Annotated in this window: 17 protein-coding genes; all 17 read left to right on the top strand. The window is 63.9% G+C overall.

Annotated elements, in window-relative coordinates; translation table 11 throughout:
• Nucleotides 1–22 precede the first annotated feature (22 nt).
• The 17 genes from ABSY19_RS12755 (at nt 23) to ABSY19_RS12835 (ending at nt 16,020) form a co-directional block, all read left to right on the top strand.
• Nucleotides 23–973: a branched-chain amino acid transaminase gene (locus ABSY19_RS12755; RefSeq protein ID WP_291116073.1), complete on the top strand. Its 951-nt coding sequence runs from the start codon at nt 23–25 to the stop codon at nt 971–973.
• A 10-nt stretch (nt 974–983) separates the two neighbouring features.
• Nucleotides 984–1,190 carry a zinc-finger domain-containing protein gene (locus ABSY19_RS12760; protein ID WP_382163203.1) on the top strand — a complete coding sequence of 69 codons (207 nt, stop codon included), beginning with the start codon at nt 984–986 and terminating at the stop codon, nt 1,188–1,190.
• Between the two features lie 105 nt (nt 1,191–1,295).
• Nucleotides 1,296–2,972, top strand: a complete 1,677-nt coding sequence (locus ABSY19_RS12765; RefSeq protein WP_382163205.1) for a hypothetical protein — start codon at nt 1,296–1,298, stop codon at nt 2,970–2,972.
• Between the two features lie 248 nt (nt 2,973–3,220).
• Nucleotides 3,221–4,009, top strand: coding sequence for a transketolase (locus ABSY19_RS12770; RefSeq protein WP_382163206.1), 789 nt, complete (start codon nt 3,221–3,223; stop codon nt 4,007–4,009).
• Entirely contained in the window at nt 4,006–4,896 is an 891-nt protein-coding gene (locus ABSY19_RS12775) for a transketolase family protein (protein ID WP_382163208.1), read from the top strand. The genes ABSY19_RS12770 and ABSY19_RS12775 overlap by 4 nt, the downstream gene beginning before the upstream one ends.
• Nucleotides 4,893–6,857, top strand: a complete 1,965-nt coding sequence (locus ABSY19_RS12780) for an NAD-dependent epimerase/dehydratase family protein (protein WP_382163210.1) — start codon at nt 4,893–4,895, stop codon at nt 6,855–6,857. The genes ABSY19_RS12775 and ABSY19_RS12780 overlap by 4 nt, the downstream gene beginning before the upstream one ends.
• Nucleotides 6,854–7,774 carry a class I SAM-dependent methyltransferase gene (locus tag ABSY19_RS12785; RefSeq protein WP_382163212.1) on the top strand — a complete coding sequence of 307 codons (921 nt, stop codon included), beginning with the start codon at nt 6,854–6,856 and terminating at the stop codon, nt 7,772–7,774. The genes ABSY19_RS12780 and ABSY19_RS12785 overlap by 4 nt, the downstream gene beginning before the upstream one ends.
• Before the next feature lies 1 nt (nt 7,775).
• Nucleotides 7,776–8,513, top strand: coding sequence for a class I SAM-dependent methyltransferase (locus ABSY19_RS12790; RefSeq protein ID WP_382163214.1), 738 nt, complete (start codon nt 7,776–7,778; stop codon nt 8,511–8,513).
• Between the two features lie 2 nt (nt 8,514–8,515).
• Nucleotides 8,516–8,911: a hypothetical protein gene (locus ABSY19_RS12795; RefSeq protein WP_382163216.1), complete on the top strand. Its 396-nt coding sequence runs from the start codon at nt 8,516–8,518 to the stop codon at nt 8,909–8,911.
• Nucleotides 8,898–9,233, top strand: coding sequence for a hypothetical protein (locus tag ABSY19_RS12800; RefSeq protein ID WP_382163218.1), 336 nt, complete (start codon nt 8,898–8,900; stop codon nt 9,231–9,233). The genes ABSY19_RS12795 and ABSY19_RS12800 overlap by 14 nt, the downstream gene beginning before the upstream one ends.
• A 135-nt stretch (nt 9,234–9,368) precedes the next feature.
• Nucleotides 9,369–10,430: a dTDP-glucose 4,6-dehydratase gene (rfbB, locus tag ABSY19_RS12805; protein WP_382163220.1), complete on the top strand. Its 1,062-nt coding sequence runs from the start codon at nt 9,369–9,371 to the stop codon at nt 10,428–10,430.
• 63 nt (nt 10,431–10,493) lie between these two features.
• A complete protein-coding gene (locus tag ABSY19_RS12810) occupies nt 10,494–11,375 on the top strand; it encodes a Wzz/FepE/Etk N-terminal domain-containing protein (RefSeq protein WP_382163222.1) in 882 nt (293 codons plus the stop codon).
• Between the two features lie 27 nt (nt 11,376–11,402).
• Nucleotides 11,403–12,326, top strand: a complete 924-nt coding sequence (gene rfbD / locus ABSY19_RS12815; RefSeq protein WP_382163224.1) for a dTDP-4-dehydrorhamnose reductase — start codon at nt 11,403–11,405, stop codon at nt 12,324–12,326.
• Complete coding sequence (gene rfbA / locus ABSY19_RS12820) at nt 12,323–13,210, top strand: glucose-1-phosphate thymidylyltransferase RfbA (protein ID WP_382163226.1); 888 nt, start codon at nt 12,323–12,325, stop codon at nt 13,208–13,210. Before rfbD ends, rfbA begins: the two co-directional genes overlap by 4 nt.
• A complete protein-coding gene (rfbC, locus tag ABSY19_RS12825) occupies nt 13,207–13,746 on the top strand; it encodes a dTDP-4-dehydrorhamnose 3,5-epimerase (RefSeq protein ID WP_382163228.1) in 540 nt (179 codons plus the stop codon). Before rfbA ends, rfbC begins: the two co-directional genes overlap by 4 nt.
• A 24-nt stretch (nt 13,747–13,770) precedes the next feature.
• Nucleotides 13,771–15,069 carry a nucleotide sugar dehydrogenase gene (locus ABSY19_RS12830; RefSeq protein ID WP_382163230.1) on the top strand — a complete coding sequence of 433 codons (1,299 nt, stop codon included), beginning with the start codon at nt 13,771–13,773 and terminating at the stop codon, nt 15,067–15,069.
• Nucleotides 15,070–15,081: 12 nt separating this feature from the next.
• The gene (locus ABSY19_RS12835) at nt 15,082–16,020 is read left to right on the top strand and encodes a Gfo/Idh/MocA family protein (RefSeq protein WP_382163232.1); all 939 of its coding nucleotides are present in this window, start codon (nt 15,082–15,084) and stop codon (nt 16,018–16,020) included.
• Nucleotides 16,021–16,074 lie beyond the last annotated feature (54 nt).

Genomic DNA, 16,074 nt, shown 5'->3' on the forward strand with positions numbered 1-16,074 from the left:
CGAACAACCCAAGGACCCCCACATGAGCCCCATCGTTCCCTCGATGTCCGACCGCGACGGCAAGATCTGGATGGACGGCCAGATGGTGGACTGGCGCGACGCCAAGATCCACGTGCTGACCCACACCCTGCACTACGGCTGTGGCGCTTTCGAGGGCGTGCGCGCCTACAACACCCAGGGCGGCACCGCGATCTTCCGGCTCGAGGAACACACCGAGCGCCTGTTCAACAGCGCCAAGATCCTGCGCATGAAGATCCCGTTCACGCAGGACGAGGTGAACGAGGCCCAGAAGGCCGTGGTGCGCGAGAACAAGCTCGAGAGCTGCTACCTGCGCCCGCTGACCTGGATCGGCGACAAGAAGCTGGGCGTGTCGCCCAAGGGCAACACCATCCACCTGATGGTCGCGGCCTGGGCCTGGGGCGCCTACCTGGGCGACGAAGGCCTCAAGCGCGGCATCCGCGTGAAGACCAGCAGCTACACCCGCCACCACGTCAACATCACCATGACGCAGGCCAAGGCGGTGAGCAACTACAGCAACTCCATCCTGGCCAACATGGAGGCCACCGACGAGGGCTACGACGAGGCCCTGCTGCTGGACTCCAGCGGCTTCGTGAGCGAAGGCGCGGGCGAAAACATCTTCGTGGTGAAAAACGGCGTGATCTACACGCCCGACCTCTCGGCCGGCGCGCTCAACGGCATCACCCGCAACACCGTGTTCCACATCGCCAAGGACCTGGGCCTGGAGATCGTGCAGAAGCGCATCACGCGCGACGAGGTCTACATCGCCGACGAGGCCTTCTTCACCGGCACGGCGGCCGAAGTCACCCCGATTCGCGAACTCGACCGCATCGAGCTGGGCAAGGGCGACTACGTGGGCAGCCGCGGTCCCATCACCGAGAAGATCCAGAGCGCGTTCTTCGACATCGTCAACGGCCGCAACCCCAAGTACGCCCACTGGCTGGCCAAGGTCTGAGGAACACGCCATGAGCAAAGCAGCCGTCGAACTCAAGGCCTCCGACCTCAACGCCCATGGCGGCGTGTTCTGCCCCAGCCCGCTGGCCGACATGAAGCTCTGGAACAGCCATCCCAAGGTCTACCTGGACGTGGCTGTCACGGGCGAGGCGAAATGCCCGTATTGCGGCACGGTGTACCGCCTGAGGGCGGGCGAGACCGTTTCACACGGCCATTGAGCCCGCGACGGCTTCCGAAGCCCGCGCATTGGCAGACCAGCCGTGCCTGTCGTTTGCACTTTCAGGGCGTGACAGGCATGGCGCGACATTTGGCGGGCACTTAACATGCGAGACGCTCGTGCGAGCCAACAACCGCTGGCGGTCACGTCGGCATCGGAACGGGTGCTGCTGGCGCTTTCCGCCGTGGCAACCGGCGTGTTCCTAGTCTGGATGCTGCACCAAGCCCGATACGGTTTCGACTTCACGGACGAGAGCTTCTATCTCGTCTGGATATCCAATCCTTTCCTGTTCGACTGGTCCATGACTCAGTTCGGCTTCATCTATCACCCGCTGTATCGCGCGCTGGGTGGCGACATCTTGGCGCTGCGCCAGTTCAATATGGGCGCGGTCTTCATGCTGTCCTGGTGTCTGACGGGGCTGGTCCTGCACGATGCCACCGCAGGAAAGACGCGCAGCCTCTCCACCGTGCTCATCGTCAGCGCCGGCTTTTCTGTCACGTCGCTGGTGGTCCTGTCCCTCTGGCTCACCACGCCGAGCTACAACGCGCTGACGTTCAAGTCGCTCCTGATCGCATCCATCGGCATGGTCCTGGCCGACTCGCGCCCCACGCCCAGGAGTGTCCTGGGATGGGTGCTGATCGGTGTGGGCGGGTGGCTTTCATTCATGTCTAAGCCCAGCACGGCGCTGGCATTGGCGGTCAGCGCGCTGATCTTCCTCCTGCTGTCGAAGAAGTTCTCCTTCCGCCTTCTCTGCCTGGCCGTGGCCGTGGCCGGGGGGCTGCTCTTCACGTCCGCCTGGGTCATCGACGGCTCGATCCAAGGGTTCGTCCGCCGGCTACAGACTGGGTTGGCGTTCTACGCGCACCTGGGCGCGGGCCACACACCCGCGAAGAGTTTCCGTCTGGACACCTTCTACCTTGGCGGGAACGAAAAGCCGGCCATCCTGCTGACCACCACGCTCGCCTTCGTCGGGGCTTGGTGTGCGCTGCTGCAGAAACCGCTGTGGAAGGGCGTGGCGCTGCTGTCATCCGGCGTCTTTTTCGCGATCACGATGGCCATCGCAGGTGGCGTGATCACGCGCTCTGCCGGTTTTGGCGAGTTCCAGGGCATGGTCATCTGGTCCATCGTTCTCGCATCCGTCGCCCTTCTGCTGATTGCCATGCGCGAACGGCTCCCAGAGTACCTGCGTCCCTACCACCTGTCGCTGGCCCTCCTGTTCCTCGTCATGCCCCATGTATACGCCTTCGGCACCAATGGCAACTACTGGTGGGGTGCGGGCTTCGTGTGCATGTTCTGGCTGCTCGGGGGCATCGTCCTGCTCGGCCCGCTTGCGCAGGCCCGAAGCGGATGGGGTTTCGCGCTGCCCCTGGTGTTTGCCACGCAGATGCTGGCTGCGCTCTTGATGCAGACCGGGCTCAACAACCCGTACCGGCAACCACAGCCACTCCGGCTGAACGACACCGTTGTGGCCGTGGCGGGCGAAGACAACGCTTCGCTCGTGTTGTCCGCCGGTTTTGCCGACTATGTAAACGTGGTCAAATCAGCCGCAAGAAATGCGGGCATTGCTCCAGGAACGCCGGTGATCGATCTGACGGGTCAGTCCCCCGGGGTTCTTTATGCGATGCAGGCCAAGAGCATCGGCCAAGCCTGGACGGTGGGGGGTATCCGGGAAGCCAGAAGCTGGCCGAAGCCGCGCTTGCGCTGGTGTCGTGTGAGTTGCTGTCTCGCGCATGGCTTCTTGTCGAGGAGTCCGGGCCACGAAGCCTGCCCACCGCGGTGGTGACGAGCTACGGCGCCAGCTTTTCGGAACAATTCGAACTTATATCGACGTGGCACACCGCGCCAGGAGCGGGGGGGTATGCTGATGCCCGGGAGCAGAAGTTGTACAAGCCGCTCGACCCTCCCCGCGTGTTCAAGGCCTGCAGCGACCGGCGCGAGCGGCCGGTCTCGCGGTGACCTAATCCACGCGCACGGTTTCCTCACACCTTTGTGCAGCCTCGTATCGTCCATCCACAGGCCCCAGGGCGCTGAATGAAAAATTCCTTCGACAACCTTCTGATTGACACCAAGTTGCGTCTGCTGAAGATGCATCACGAGGCAAACGCGGGCCATATTGGTGGCAACTTCTCGAGCATCGACGCACTGATGGCGCTTCATCACCTGGTGATGCAGGCAGACGACCGGTTCGTCATCTCCAAGGGACATTCCGCCGGCGCCCTGTACGCGACCTTATGGAGCCTCGGACAGTTGTCTGACGAGGCGTTGTCCACCTTCACCCTGGACGACTCGGTGCTGCCCGGCCACCCCAGCGGCGGCGGCATCCCTGGCCTCCTGTTTTCCACCGGCTCCCTGGGCCACGGGCCGTCGCTGTCGGCCGGGCTGGCGCTCGCGGCGCGCCACCGTCGCACATCGCAGCGCGTGTTTTGCCTGTGCTCGGACGGCGAGTGGCAGGAAGGCAGCTGCTGGGAAGCACTCACCTTCGCCGTCCATCAGCGATTGGACAATCTGGCCATCCTGATTGACCAGAACGGGCTGCAGGGCTTTGGTCGCACCAGAGACGTCATTTCCTGCGAAGACCTCGGCCCGCGCGTCGCAGCATTCGGCGCCCACGTGCGCAACGTGGACGGCCACGATCCGGCCGCCATCGCCGAGGCACTCCACTCCCCCGGGCCAGGTGTGCCTGTGGTCCTGATACTGGATACCGTCAAGGGCAAGGGCCTCCACTTCGAAGACCGCCTGGAATCCCACTACCTCCCGCTGACATCGGAACAGTACCTCGCGGCTCGAGACACGCTCATGGGAAAAGGAAACGCATCATGAGGAAGGCATTTGCCGCAGCGGTGCTGGAGAACCACAACACCGACGATTGCTTTTTTCTCACCGGCGACCTGGGTTTCATGGCGCTTGAAGAGGTGCAGCAGGCGTTTGGCAGCCGGTTCGTCAACGCGGGCGTGGCCGAGCAGAACATGGTGGGCGTCGCCGCCGGCCTGGCGCGGGAGAACCTGCGCGTCATCGTCTACAGCATCGCGCCCTTCTGCTATGCCCGGCCCTTTGAACAGATTCGCAACGATATCTGCCTCGGTGCCCTTCCCGTCTGCCTGGTTGGCAACGGGGGAGGGTATGCATACGGTCACATGGGTCCCACCCACCACGCGCTCGAAGATTGCAGCGCGATGGGGGCTCTCGGGGTCCGGGTGATCGTGCCGGCATTCGATGACGATCTGCGCACTCTCATGGGTCGCTTCACGCAGCCCACCTACCTGCGCCTTGGCTACGACGCCCGGCCCTCGGGCACCGTGGCACCGGCCTACAGCGCGTGGCGGCAGATCCTGCCGGGGCGCCGGGGCGCGCTCGCGGCCCTCGGACCCCTTGCGGGCGTGGCATGGCAGGCCCTGCAGGATGTTCCCGAAGAGCAGCGGCCGGCTGTGTGGGCCGTCTGCGAATTCGACGAGGCCGCCATTCCCGACGCCTTCCACCAGCAGGTGGCGAACGGCCCACTGTATGTCATCGAAGAGCATGTGGCACACGGCGGTTTGGGCATGCACCTGTCATTCAGCATCGCGAAACGCGGTATCGGTTGCCAGGCGTTCGTTCATCGCCCCGCCCTCGGGTACCCAACGGGACGCTTCGGCTCCCAGGGTTTCCACCGGGCGCAATGTGGGCTGGATGTAGCCTCCGTCCGTCAGATGATCGCGGCACCGGCATGAATACAGAAGACAAACTCAAGAGCCTTGTCGGCCCCATCTTGGTGATCGGTTCCAGCGGGTTCATTGGCGCCAATCTCTTGCGCCAGCTGCTGGCCGTGCGCAGCGATGTGGTGGGCACGGTGTTCTCCGGCAACCTCTGGCGCCTGGAAGGCGTTCCGTCCGCCAACACCGCCTTCCTCAATCTGCAGGATCCCGTCAGCACCAGCTCGCTCTTCAACAGGTTCAGGCCCAAGACGGTGTTCGATTGCTCCTCGTTCGGGGCCTACTCCTTCGAGAAGGACCACGAACGCATTCACTCCACGAACTACACGAGCTTCATTCGTCTGCTGGAAGAGGTCGAGCCGCTGGGCCTGAACGCCTACGTCCACGCGGGAAGCTCGTCAGAGTACGGACTGAATTCGGCCGGGCCCGATGAAGAGGCGCCGCCGCTGCCCAACAGCCACTACGCCGTGAGCAAGGTCGCGGCCAATGCCGCCATTTCCTACTTCGGCAAGGTTCGCGGCGTTCCTGTGGTCAATCTCCGGCTGTACTCGGTCTACGGGCCTTACGAAGACAGCTCGCGCCTGATTCCCACCGTGTGCGACCACACGTTGCGGGGTGAACTGCCTCCTTTCGCCAAGCCCGAGGTGACGCGAGACTTCATCTACATCGACGACGTGGTGGAGGCGTTCGCGGACACCGCGCTCAAGATGGGGCCCGCGCTCGCGGGCGAGTCGCTGAACATCGGCACGGGCGTCCAGACCTCGCTCAAGGAATTGTCCACGCTGGTGCGGGACCTCTTCCAGCTCAGCGCCGTTCCCCAATTCACCCCGTCCGCGGGCAGGGCCTGGGATACCGACCGCTGGTACGCGAATCCCACGAAGGCGCGGCGTCTTCTGGGCTGGGAGCCCCGTGTGACGCTGGCCGACGGCCTGAGGCGCACACAGGCATGGTGGAAGGACCAACGGCCCCAGGTGGACTTCTTCAAGCTCAGCAAAAAGGCGCCGGGACGTTCGTCGCAGAACGCCGTCTCGGCGATCGTTGCCTGCTACAAGGACGCACAGGCCATCCCGATCATGCATGCGCGGCTTGCGGCCACGTTCGTCAAGCTCGGGATCGACTACGAGATCATCTTCGTCAACGACTGCTCTCCCGACGATTCGGAAGAGGTGATCCGCAAGATCAGCGCCACCGACCCACGGGTGATCGGCATCTCCCATTCGCGCAACTTCGGATCGCAGGCGGCATTCAAGAGCGGCATGGAACTGGCCAGCAAGGAGGCTTGCGTCCTGCTGGACGGTGACCTGCAGGACCCCCCCGAGTTGATCGAGGCGTTTGTGGAAAAGTGGCGCGCGGGCGCCGAGGTCGTCTACGGGCGACGGGTCAAACGGGAGATGCCGTACTGGGTCGAGGCCTGCTACCGCGGTTTCTACCGAGTCTTCTCTGCCATGAGCGAAGTGCCCGTGCCCAAGAACGCCGGGGATTTTTCGCTCATCGACCGCAAGGTCGTCTACTGGCTGCTCCAATGCCAGGAACGCGATGCCTTCCTGCGAGGGCTGCGCGCGTACGTGGGGTTCACGCAGGTCGGCGTCGACTATGTGCGCCCGGAGCGCATGTTTGGCGTGAGCACCAACAACTGGATCAAGAACATCGGCTGGGCGAAGAAGGGGATTTTCTCCTTCTCCCGAATGCCGCTGCATCTGCTCACCGCCCTGGGCGGAATGGCGTGCGTGGCCACGGTGCTGCTCGCCCTGATTGCCATCTTCATCCGCATCACCGCACCCGAGTCCGTTCCGCAGGGGATCACCTTCATTTCACTGCTTGTGATGTTCTTCGGCTCGTTCACGATCCTGGGCATTGGCCTGCTTGGGGAGTACATCGGCAAGATTTTCGAAGAGGCCAAGGCGCGCCCGGCGTTCATTCGCCGCAACCTCGTGGTGCGGGGCGAGCTGCTGCCCGCAGATCCCAAGAGGAATGCATGAGCAGCCTGCCCTCGACTGGCGCAGATCGCCCCTGCCCTGTGTGCGGAGGACGGGCGTCGGACCACTTCGCGGATGAGCGCATCAACGCCGAACAGATCAGCGGGCTGACGTACGCCTCGCGCAAGCCGCCGGAGTTCATGTGCCTGAGGCTCGTGCGATGCACCTCATGCGATCTGGTATATGCGCCCGCGCCGCCAGCCCCGGCGTTCCTCGAAGAGGCGTACGCGGAGGCGGATTTCGATTCGAACCCCGAGGCGCTGGCCGCCGCCAGAAGCTACGCTGCCGCCTTGACCCCGCATCTCGTCGAGCTGAAGGGGCGCCATGCGGCGGTGGATGTGGGCGCCGGAAGCGGCCCCCTGCTGCCTTGGCTGATGGCGCAGGGCTTTTCTCCCGTGATCGGGATCGAGCCCTCGCGGGCGGCGATCGAGGCAGCGCCGCCGGATATCCAGGCGATGTTGCGCGAGGGAATGTTCTCTCCGGAGATGCTGGCGGGCGAGCAGCCCAGCCTCATCTGTTCCTTCATGACACTGGAACACGTTGCCGACCCCCGGTCGCTCGCTGACACCGCGTATCGCCTGCTCGAGGATGGCGGGGCTTTCGCCGTGGTGGTGCACGACTGGCGCGCGCCGTTGAATCGTTTGCTCGGCCTGCGATCGCCCATCATCGACATCGAACACCTGCAACTGTTCAGTCCCCGCTCCCTGTTGAGCCTGTTTGAAAGGGCGGGCTTCGCATCGATAAGAATTCAGCCCATTCGAAATACCTACCCTCTGCGCTACTGGCTCCGCCTGACCCCATTGCCCACGCCCATCAAGAAGGCCATCCTGCGCCTGCTGGAAAAAATGGGATTGGCAGATCGCACACTAGCCTTGAGCGTTGGAAACATGCTGGCCTTTGGCATCAAACTGCACAATTAACATGACAAACACACCCAATACCAAAGAAAACGTCAATCGTTTCGATGCCGACGTGAAAGCCACCGGCTCCTATGCGTACACGGCGGAGCAATTGTCTTCGAAGCTTGCCAATGGGCGCATCACCGAAGGCATCTCCGCGGCCTATCCATTCAGCGGCAAACGCGTGCTCGATCTGGGTTGTGGCGACGGTGCGTACACCGTTATGTTCGCGGATTTAAATGTGCAATCCGTGCTGGGCGTCGACCCTGCGGCGGCGGCCATCGAGGCCGCATCACGGCGCGCCGAGGCGGCGGGCGTGGCCGACCGCATCCGCTTTGCCACCGGCAACATCTACGAACTGGGCGACCTGCTGGATGGCGATCGTTTCGACGTCATCGTGCTCCGGGGCGTGCTGCACCATCTGCCGGACCCGGCACGTGCTATCGCCGCCCTGTCGGGCTTCAAGGGCACCATCATCGTGCTCGAGCCCAATGGCTTCAACCCTGTCCTCAAGGTCCTCGAGAAGTTTTCGCGCTACCACATCGAGCATGAAGAGCGCTCGTTTCTGCCGATGACGATCGAAGGCTGGTTGACGTCGGCGGGCTTCGAAGTGCGGCAGAGCTCGGTGATCAATCTGGTGCCGATGTTCTGCCCAGACTGGATGGCACGGCCCTTGAACAGCATGGGCGGCTGGGTCGAGAGACTGCCACTGGTCCGCCAGATCGCCTGCGGGCAAAGCCTGATCGTGGCGCAGCGCTGAAGTTGCAGAACGACCTGTCCCCCAGAAAACGCCGCACCGCCTGGCTGCTGCTGGCGGGGATGATTGTCTGGATGACGGGTGCGCAGCTGCTCTTCAAGAGCGCCGGCCTCCATGCCCACAGGCACCCGGGCCTGGTGCAGGGCTTCGTGCTCAATGTGGCCATGTGGTGGGGCCTGTTCTCATCGGGGATGAGCATGCTGTGCTGGCTTGGCAGCCTGCGAACCTTGCCACTCTCCGCCGCCTATCCGTGGACAGCGTCCATCTACGTTCTCACGCCCGTGGCCAGCGCATTTCTATTCAATGAAGTATTGAGCCAGCGCTATTTTTTTGGAATTGCATTGCTGGTTGCGGGAATTTTTCTGTCCACCGGCGGCGCCGAATCAAATGACCCTCGGTGAATTCGCCATGTGCATCGCGGCTGTTTTCAGCAGCAGCACTGCTCAGATATTGATGAAACGTGCGTCATCAAACGGCGTTTCCGCGACGGGTTTTCGCCTTTTGTCGATGGGCATCGTGTTGCAACTGCTCTCGGTATTGCTGGCCGTGCTGGTGTTGCGCACCATGGCACTGTCGCAATTGATGCCATTCGCCGCCCTCGCCTATGTGCTGGTTCCCTTGGGCAGCGCAGTTGTGCTCAAGGAACGATTGACCCGGCGATTCTGGTGGGGGAGTTTTCTAATCATGAGCGGGATCATGTGGACGCTTTCTGTTGGCGTTTGAAAGCGCCTGTTCTTTTTGTGTCACTTTGCGTATCAGGGCAGGTTTTTCCGAAAACTGGTGGCCATGCAATGGAAGATAATGCTGGCCGAGGTGCCGAGAGCGGGTGCCCAGCGACTCCCACCTCAAGGAAGACTTATGATTCTGGTTACTGGTGGTGCCGGCTTCATCGGCGCCAACTTCGTGCTCGACTGGCTGGCGCTCCACGACGAGCCGGTCATCAACCTTGACAAGCTCACCTACGCGGGCAACCCCGAGACCCTGTCCAGCCTGCAGGGGGACGCCCGGCACCGCTTCGTGCAGGGGGACATCGGCGACAGCGCGCTGGTCAGCCGGCTCATGACCGAATACCGGCCCCGTGCGGTGGTCCATTTCGCGGCCGAAAGCCACGTGGACCGGTCCATCCACGGCGCAGAGGATTTCATCCAGACCAACATCCTGGGCACCTTCCGTCTTCTGGAGGCGGTGCGCACCCACTGGTCGGCTCTGCCCGCATCCCACAAGGCCGACTTCCGCTTCCTGCACGTGAGCACCGACGAGGTGTATGGCAGCCTGGCACCCGGCGCCCCGGCGTTCAACGAAACCCATGCCTACGAGCCGAACAGCCCCTATTCCGCCAGCAAGGCGGCCAGTGACCACCTGGTGCGCGCGTGGCACCACACCCATGGTCTGCCGGTGCTGACCACAAACTGCAGCAACAACTACGGGCCATTCCATTTCCCCGAGAAGCTCATTCCGCTCATGATCGTCAACGCGCTCGCGGGCAAACCCCTGCCGGTGTACGGTGACGGCATGCAGGTGCGCGACTGGCTGTATGTGAAGGACCACTGCAGCGCGATCCGACGCGTGCTCGAAGCCGGTCGGGTGGGTGAGACCTACAATGTGGGGGGCTGGAACGAGAAGCCCAATATCGAGATCGTGCACACGATCTGCGCCCTGCTCGACGACCTGCGCCCGCGCGCCGACGGTGCTTCGTATACCACCCAGATCACCCATGTCAAAGACCGCCCGGGTCACGACAGGCGCTATGCCATCGATGCCCGCAAGCTGGAAGCCGAGCTCGGCTGGAAGCCTGCCGAAACCTTCGAGACCGGCATCCGCAAGACCGTGCAGTGGTACCTTGAGCACGGCGACTGGGTGGCCCATGTGCAGAGCGGCGCCTATCGGCAATGGATCACCTCGCACTACGAAGCGGCCTGAAGCCTTTCAACTGCCCACAGAAACCAGAAATCCTGAATGCCACCACGATCCCCTCTCGACCCCATGTCCCCCGAACGCGTCACCCCGCCCCAGGCTGCTCAAATCGAGGGAGGCAGCGACGACGACTCCATCGATGTGCTGGACGTCCTGCTCACGCTGGCCGAGAACCTGAAGTGGCTGATCCTGTGGCCCCTGCTGGGTGGCGCCATCGTCTACGGCCTCGCGCACCTGCTCCCGGAGCAATATGAAAGCACGGCCATCATCAAGGCAGATGGCTCAATCGCCGCGAACATGACCGCCGCCCACGTGCTGGACGGGGCCCTGAAGAACCTGGGCTATCTCGACCAGCTCAGCGAGGAGGAGGCCGAAGACGCCCGCCAGGATCTGCTGCACGACACGTCGACATCCGTCGTGCGCGGCACGCAGCTGGTAACCCTGAAGGTGTCCAGGCATTCGCCGCAAGCGGCCAACCGCATGACCCAGGAGATCCTGAACATGCTGTATGCCGACTCCAAGCCCCGGGATGTGGAACTCCAGCGCCTGAGCGCCGAGAAGACGATGCTGGAGCAGCAGATCACGGAACTCACTGCGGCCAGCAAGACGGCGCAACAGCTGCTTGAAACCCCCACCGCCGGCACGAACACCGGTGCGCTCGCGGAATCGGTTGCCAGCATTTCGTCCAACCTGGTCCGCATACAGACGGCCATGCACGCCGTCGAGAAAAAGATGCTGGGCCTCTCCAATGAAGACCTGGTCCAGCCGCCCACGCTCCCCAAACGGCCCAGCGCCCCGAAAAAGGCGCTGATCGCTGCTGTCTCGAGCGTGGCCATCGGGCTGCTGGTGCTGGTGTTCGTCCTGATGCAGCAGAGCTGGCGCGCGTCTCGCTCGATCGAGCGTCACGCAGACCGGCTCGCTGCACTCAAGCGACGGTATCGCCTCGGCTGAGCGCGTTCCCGTTCCTACCCCATTCGCATGAAGCCCATACTTCTCCTGGGATCGTCAGGCCAGCTGGGCTGGGAGCTGCAGCGCAGCCTCGCCCCCCTGGGCGACGTGATCGCGCTGCACCGGAACGACGCTTTGGCCGAGCGGGGCTGCGGCAACCTGACCGACCTCGATGGACTGCGCGAGACCGTGCGGCGGCTGCGGCCCGCCGCCGTGGTGAACGCGGCCGCCTACACGGCGGTGGACAAGGCAGAACAGGAGACCGCGCTGGCGCACACCGTCAATGGCGCGGCCCCGGGCGTGCTCGCGCAAGCGGCCGCCGAGGCGGGCGCGCTGATGGTTCACTTCTCCACCGACTACGTGTTCGATGGCAGCGGTGAGGCGCCCTGGACGGAAGCGGCCATGCCGGCACCCCTGAGCGTCTATGGCCAGAGCAAGCTCGAGGGGGAGCAGCGCGTGCGCGCGGTCGCCGGGGGTCGGCACCTCATTTTCCGCACCAGCTGGATCTACGCCGCGCGAGGCGGCAACTTCGCGAAGACCATGCTCCGTCTGGCGCAAGAACAGGACCGGCTGACCGTGATCAACGATCAGATCGGCGCACCCACCGGCGCAGACTTGATCGCCGACGTGACGGCGCATGCCATCCGCCAAGCGTTCGCTCACCCGGGTGCGGGCGGCACCTACCATCTGGCGGCCCAGGGAGAAACCAGCTGGTTCGCCTACGCGCGGTTCGTTTTCGACACCGCCCGCGAGCTCCGACCCGACCTCGCCCTGAAAGTGCGCGACGTGACGCCGATCCCCACCACGGGCTACCCAACGCCCGCGCGCCGTCCGCTCAACTCACGCCTGGACACCACCCACCTGCGGCAAACCTTTGGCTTGGAACTGCCGCAGTGGCAGCAGGGTGTCCGCCGCATGCTCGCCGAATCCCTCACCACCACAGCCCAACCATGACACAGCGCAAGGGCATCATCCTGGCAGGCGGCTCCGGCACCCGCCTGCATCCGGCCACGCTCGCCGTCAGCAAGCAATTGCTGCCGGTGTACGACAAGCCGATGATCTATTACCCGCTGACCACGCTGATGCTCTCGGGCATCCGTGAGGTGCTGATCATCAGCACCCCCCAGGACACGCCACGCTTCTCGCAGCTGTTGGGCGACGGCAGTGCCTGGGGCATGAACCTGCATTACGCGGTGCAACCCAGTCCCGATGGGCTTGCGCAGGCCTTCCTCATTGGCGAAACGTTTCTGGCGGGCTCACCCAGCGCACTGGTGCTGGGCGACAACATCTACTACGGCCACGACTTCGCCAGCCTCCTGGCCGAGGCGGACCGACAGACCACCGGTGCCACCGTGTTCGCCTATCATGTGACCGATCCGGAGCGCTTTGGCGTGGTGAGCTTCAACCGGCAGGGCAAGACCATCAGCATCGAGGAAAAGCCGGCCAAGCCCCAAAGCAACTATGCGGTGACCGGCCTGTACTTCTACGACAACCAAGTGGTGGACATCGCCAAGGCGGTTAAGCCCAGTGCGCGCGGCGAACTGGAGATCACCGCCGTCAACCAAGCCTACCTCGACCAGGGCCAACTCAACGTGCAAATCATGAAGCGCGGCTATGCCTGGCTCGATACCGGCACCCACGACAGCCTGCTCGACGCCGGCCAGTTCATCGCCACGCTGGAAAACCGTCAGGGCCTGAAGATCGCGTGTCCTGAAGAAATCGCATGGCGCCAGGGCTGGATCGACGATTCCGCCCTGGAGTCCCTGGCACGCTCGCTCAGCAAGACCGGCTACGGCCAGTACCTGCTGCGCGTGCTCAACGACTCGGTGATGCGATGAAAGCGACACCCACTCGCATTCCGGACGTGCTCGTGCTCGAGCCCCGGATCTTTGGGGACGCGCGCGGCTTCTTCCTCGAAAGCTTCAACCAGACCGCCTTTCAGGCGGCCACCGGCCTGGACGTGACCTTCGTGCAGGACAACCACAGCCGCAGCACCCGCGGGGTGCTGCGCGGGCTCCACTACCAGCTGCAGCAGCCGCAGGGCAAGCTCGTGCGCGTGGTGCGCGGCTCGGTGTTCGATGTGGCGGTGGACATCCGCCGGGGCTCGCCCACCTTCGGCCAATGGGCCGGCGCCGAGGTCAGCGAAGACAACCACCGGCAGATGTGGGTTCCGCCGGGCCTGGCGCACGGCTTCCTGGTGCTCAGCGAGAGCGCTGACTTTCTGTACAAGACCACGGACTACTACGCACCGCAACACGAGCGGGCCATCGCATGGAACGACCCGGACATCGGCATCGAGTGGCCGCTCGACGGCCTCCCCCTGCTCTCTGGCAAGGACCAGCTGGCCAAGCCATTGCGCGATGCCGAGCTCTGATTTCCCGCCCAACAACGTCATCACATGAATCTGGATCAGAAAACCATCGCAGTCATCGGCCTGGGCTATGTGGGCCTGCCGCTGGCCGTAGAGTTCGGCAAGCACCGGGCCGTGCTCGGCTTCGACATCGACGCTCGCCGCATCGACGAGCTGAAAAAGGGCCACGACCACACGCGCGAATGCAGTGACCAAGACCTGCAGGCCGCGCAGCACCTTCGATACAGCTGCGATGCCACCGACCTGCAGGACGCCGGGGTGTACATCGTGACCGTGCCTACCCCCGTGGACCGGGCGAATCGGCCCGACATGACCCCGCTGGTGAAGGCCAGCGCAACGGTGGGCAAGGCGCTCAAGCGCGGCGATGTCGTGATCTACGAATCCACCGTGTATCCAGGCGCAACCGAAGAGGTCTGCGTCCCGGAGCTGGAGCGCTGCAGCGGGCTGACATTCAACCAGGACTTCTTCTGCGGCTACAGCCCGGAACGGATCAACCCCGGCGACAAGGTCAACACACTCACCACGATCCGCAAGATCGTGAGTGGCAGCACGCCCGAGGTGGCCGAGGCCGTGGACACGCTGTACTCCGCCATCATCAAGGCGGGCACCTGGAAGGCCAGCAGCCTGAAGGTCGCCGAAGCGGCCAAGGTCATCGAGAACAGCCAGCGCGACCTCAACATCGCTTTCGTCAACGAGCTGTCGGTCATCTTCGAGCGCATCGGCATCGACACGCTCGAGGTGCTGGAGGCTGCCGGCAGCAAGTGGAACTTCCTGCCCTTCCGCCCCGGCATGGTCGGCGGCCACTGCATCGGCGTGGACCCCTACTACCTCACGCACAAAGCCGAAGAGCTGGGCTACCACCCGCAGGTGATCCTCGCGGGCCGGCGCATCAACGACAACATGGCCCGTTATGCGGCGCGCAGCATCGTGCGCCGCATGCTCAAGAACGGCATCGACGTCGCTCGCAGCACGGTCGGCGTGATGGGCATCACGTTCAAGGAGAACTGCCCCGACATCCGCAACAGCAAGGTGGCCGATCTGGTGCGCGAACTGCAGGGCTGGAACGTGACCGTGGTGGTGACCGACCCCTGGGCCAACGCCGAGGAGGTGCAGCATGAATACGGCATCCAGCTGGGCGAGTTCGACCCGGCCCGCCCCCTGGACAGCCTGATCGTGGCCGTGGGCCACCAGGAGTACCGCCAGCAGACCCCGCAAGCGCTGCGAGCACTGTGCACGCAGCAGCACCAGCCCGTGATTGGCGACCTCAAGAGCCTCTACGACCGCCACGCCCTCGCCGAGCAGGGTTTCCATGTTTTCCGCCTCTGAAACGCCCCCACAATGAAGAACTTCGCTCTCATCGGTGCCGCCGGCTACATTGCGCCGCGGCACATGCGCGCCATTAAGGACCTCGGCCACAACCTCGCGGCGGCCTACGACATCAACGATTCGGTGGGCATCATCGACAGCATCTCGCCGCACAGCGAGTTCTTCACCGAGTTCGAGCGCTTCCTGGAACATGCGCACCAGCTCAAGCGCAACACCGACACGGCCCTGGACTATGTCGCGGTCTGCTCGCCCAACTACCGCCACCACGCCCACATCGCAGCCGGGCTGCGCCTGGGCTGTGACGTGATCTGCGAAAAACCGCTGGTACCCACGCCGGAGCTGCTGGACGAACTGGCGCTGGTCGAGCGCGAGACGGGGCGCCGCGTATTCAACATCCTGCAGCTGCGTCACCACGACGCCATCCAGCAGCTCAAGGCCAAGGTGGCGGCCGCACCGGCGGACACCAAGTTCGACGTCGAACTCACCTACATCACCTCGCGCGGGCGCTGGTATGCAGAAAGCTGGAAGGGCGACCCTCGCAAGGCCTTCGGCGTCGCCACCAACATCGGTGTGCACTTCTTCGACATGCTGCACTTCATTTTCGGCAAGCTGCAGCGCAACGTGGTGCACCACGTGGGCGAGGCCCGTGCCGCTGGCTATCTGGAATACGAGCGCGCGCGGGTGCGCTGGTTCCTCTCGATCGATGCCAACGATCTGCCCGAGGACGTCAAGGGCAAGAAGACCACGTTCCGCAACATCGACATCAGCGGCGAGAAGCTCGAATTCTCCGAAGGCTTCACCGAGCTGCACACCACGAGCTACCGCGAAATCCTCGCCGGGCGGGGGTATGGCCTTGCGGATGCCCGGCACTGCATTGAAACGGTCAATGTGATCCGCACCGCTGTGCCCACGCGCGGCACGCCCGGCGAAGTCCACCCTTTCGTCAACTGATCTCGCAGCGAAGGGCCGCCCATCAGGACATGAACACAGGGACATCCATCAGAC

It is taken from the genome of Hydrogenophaga sp. ANAO-22 (assembly GCF_042466645.1).
Classification (GTDB): domain Bacteria; phylum Pseudomonadota; class Gammaproteobacteria; order Burkholderiales; family Burkholderiaceae_C; genus Hydrogenophaga.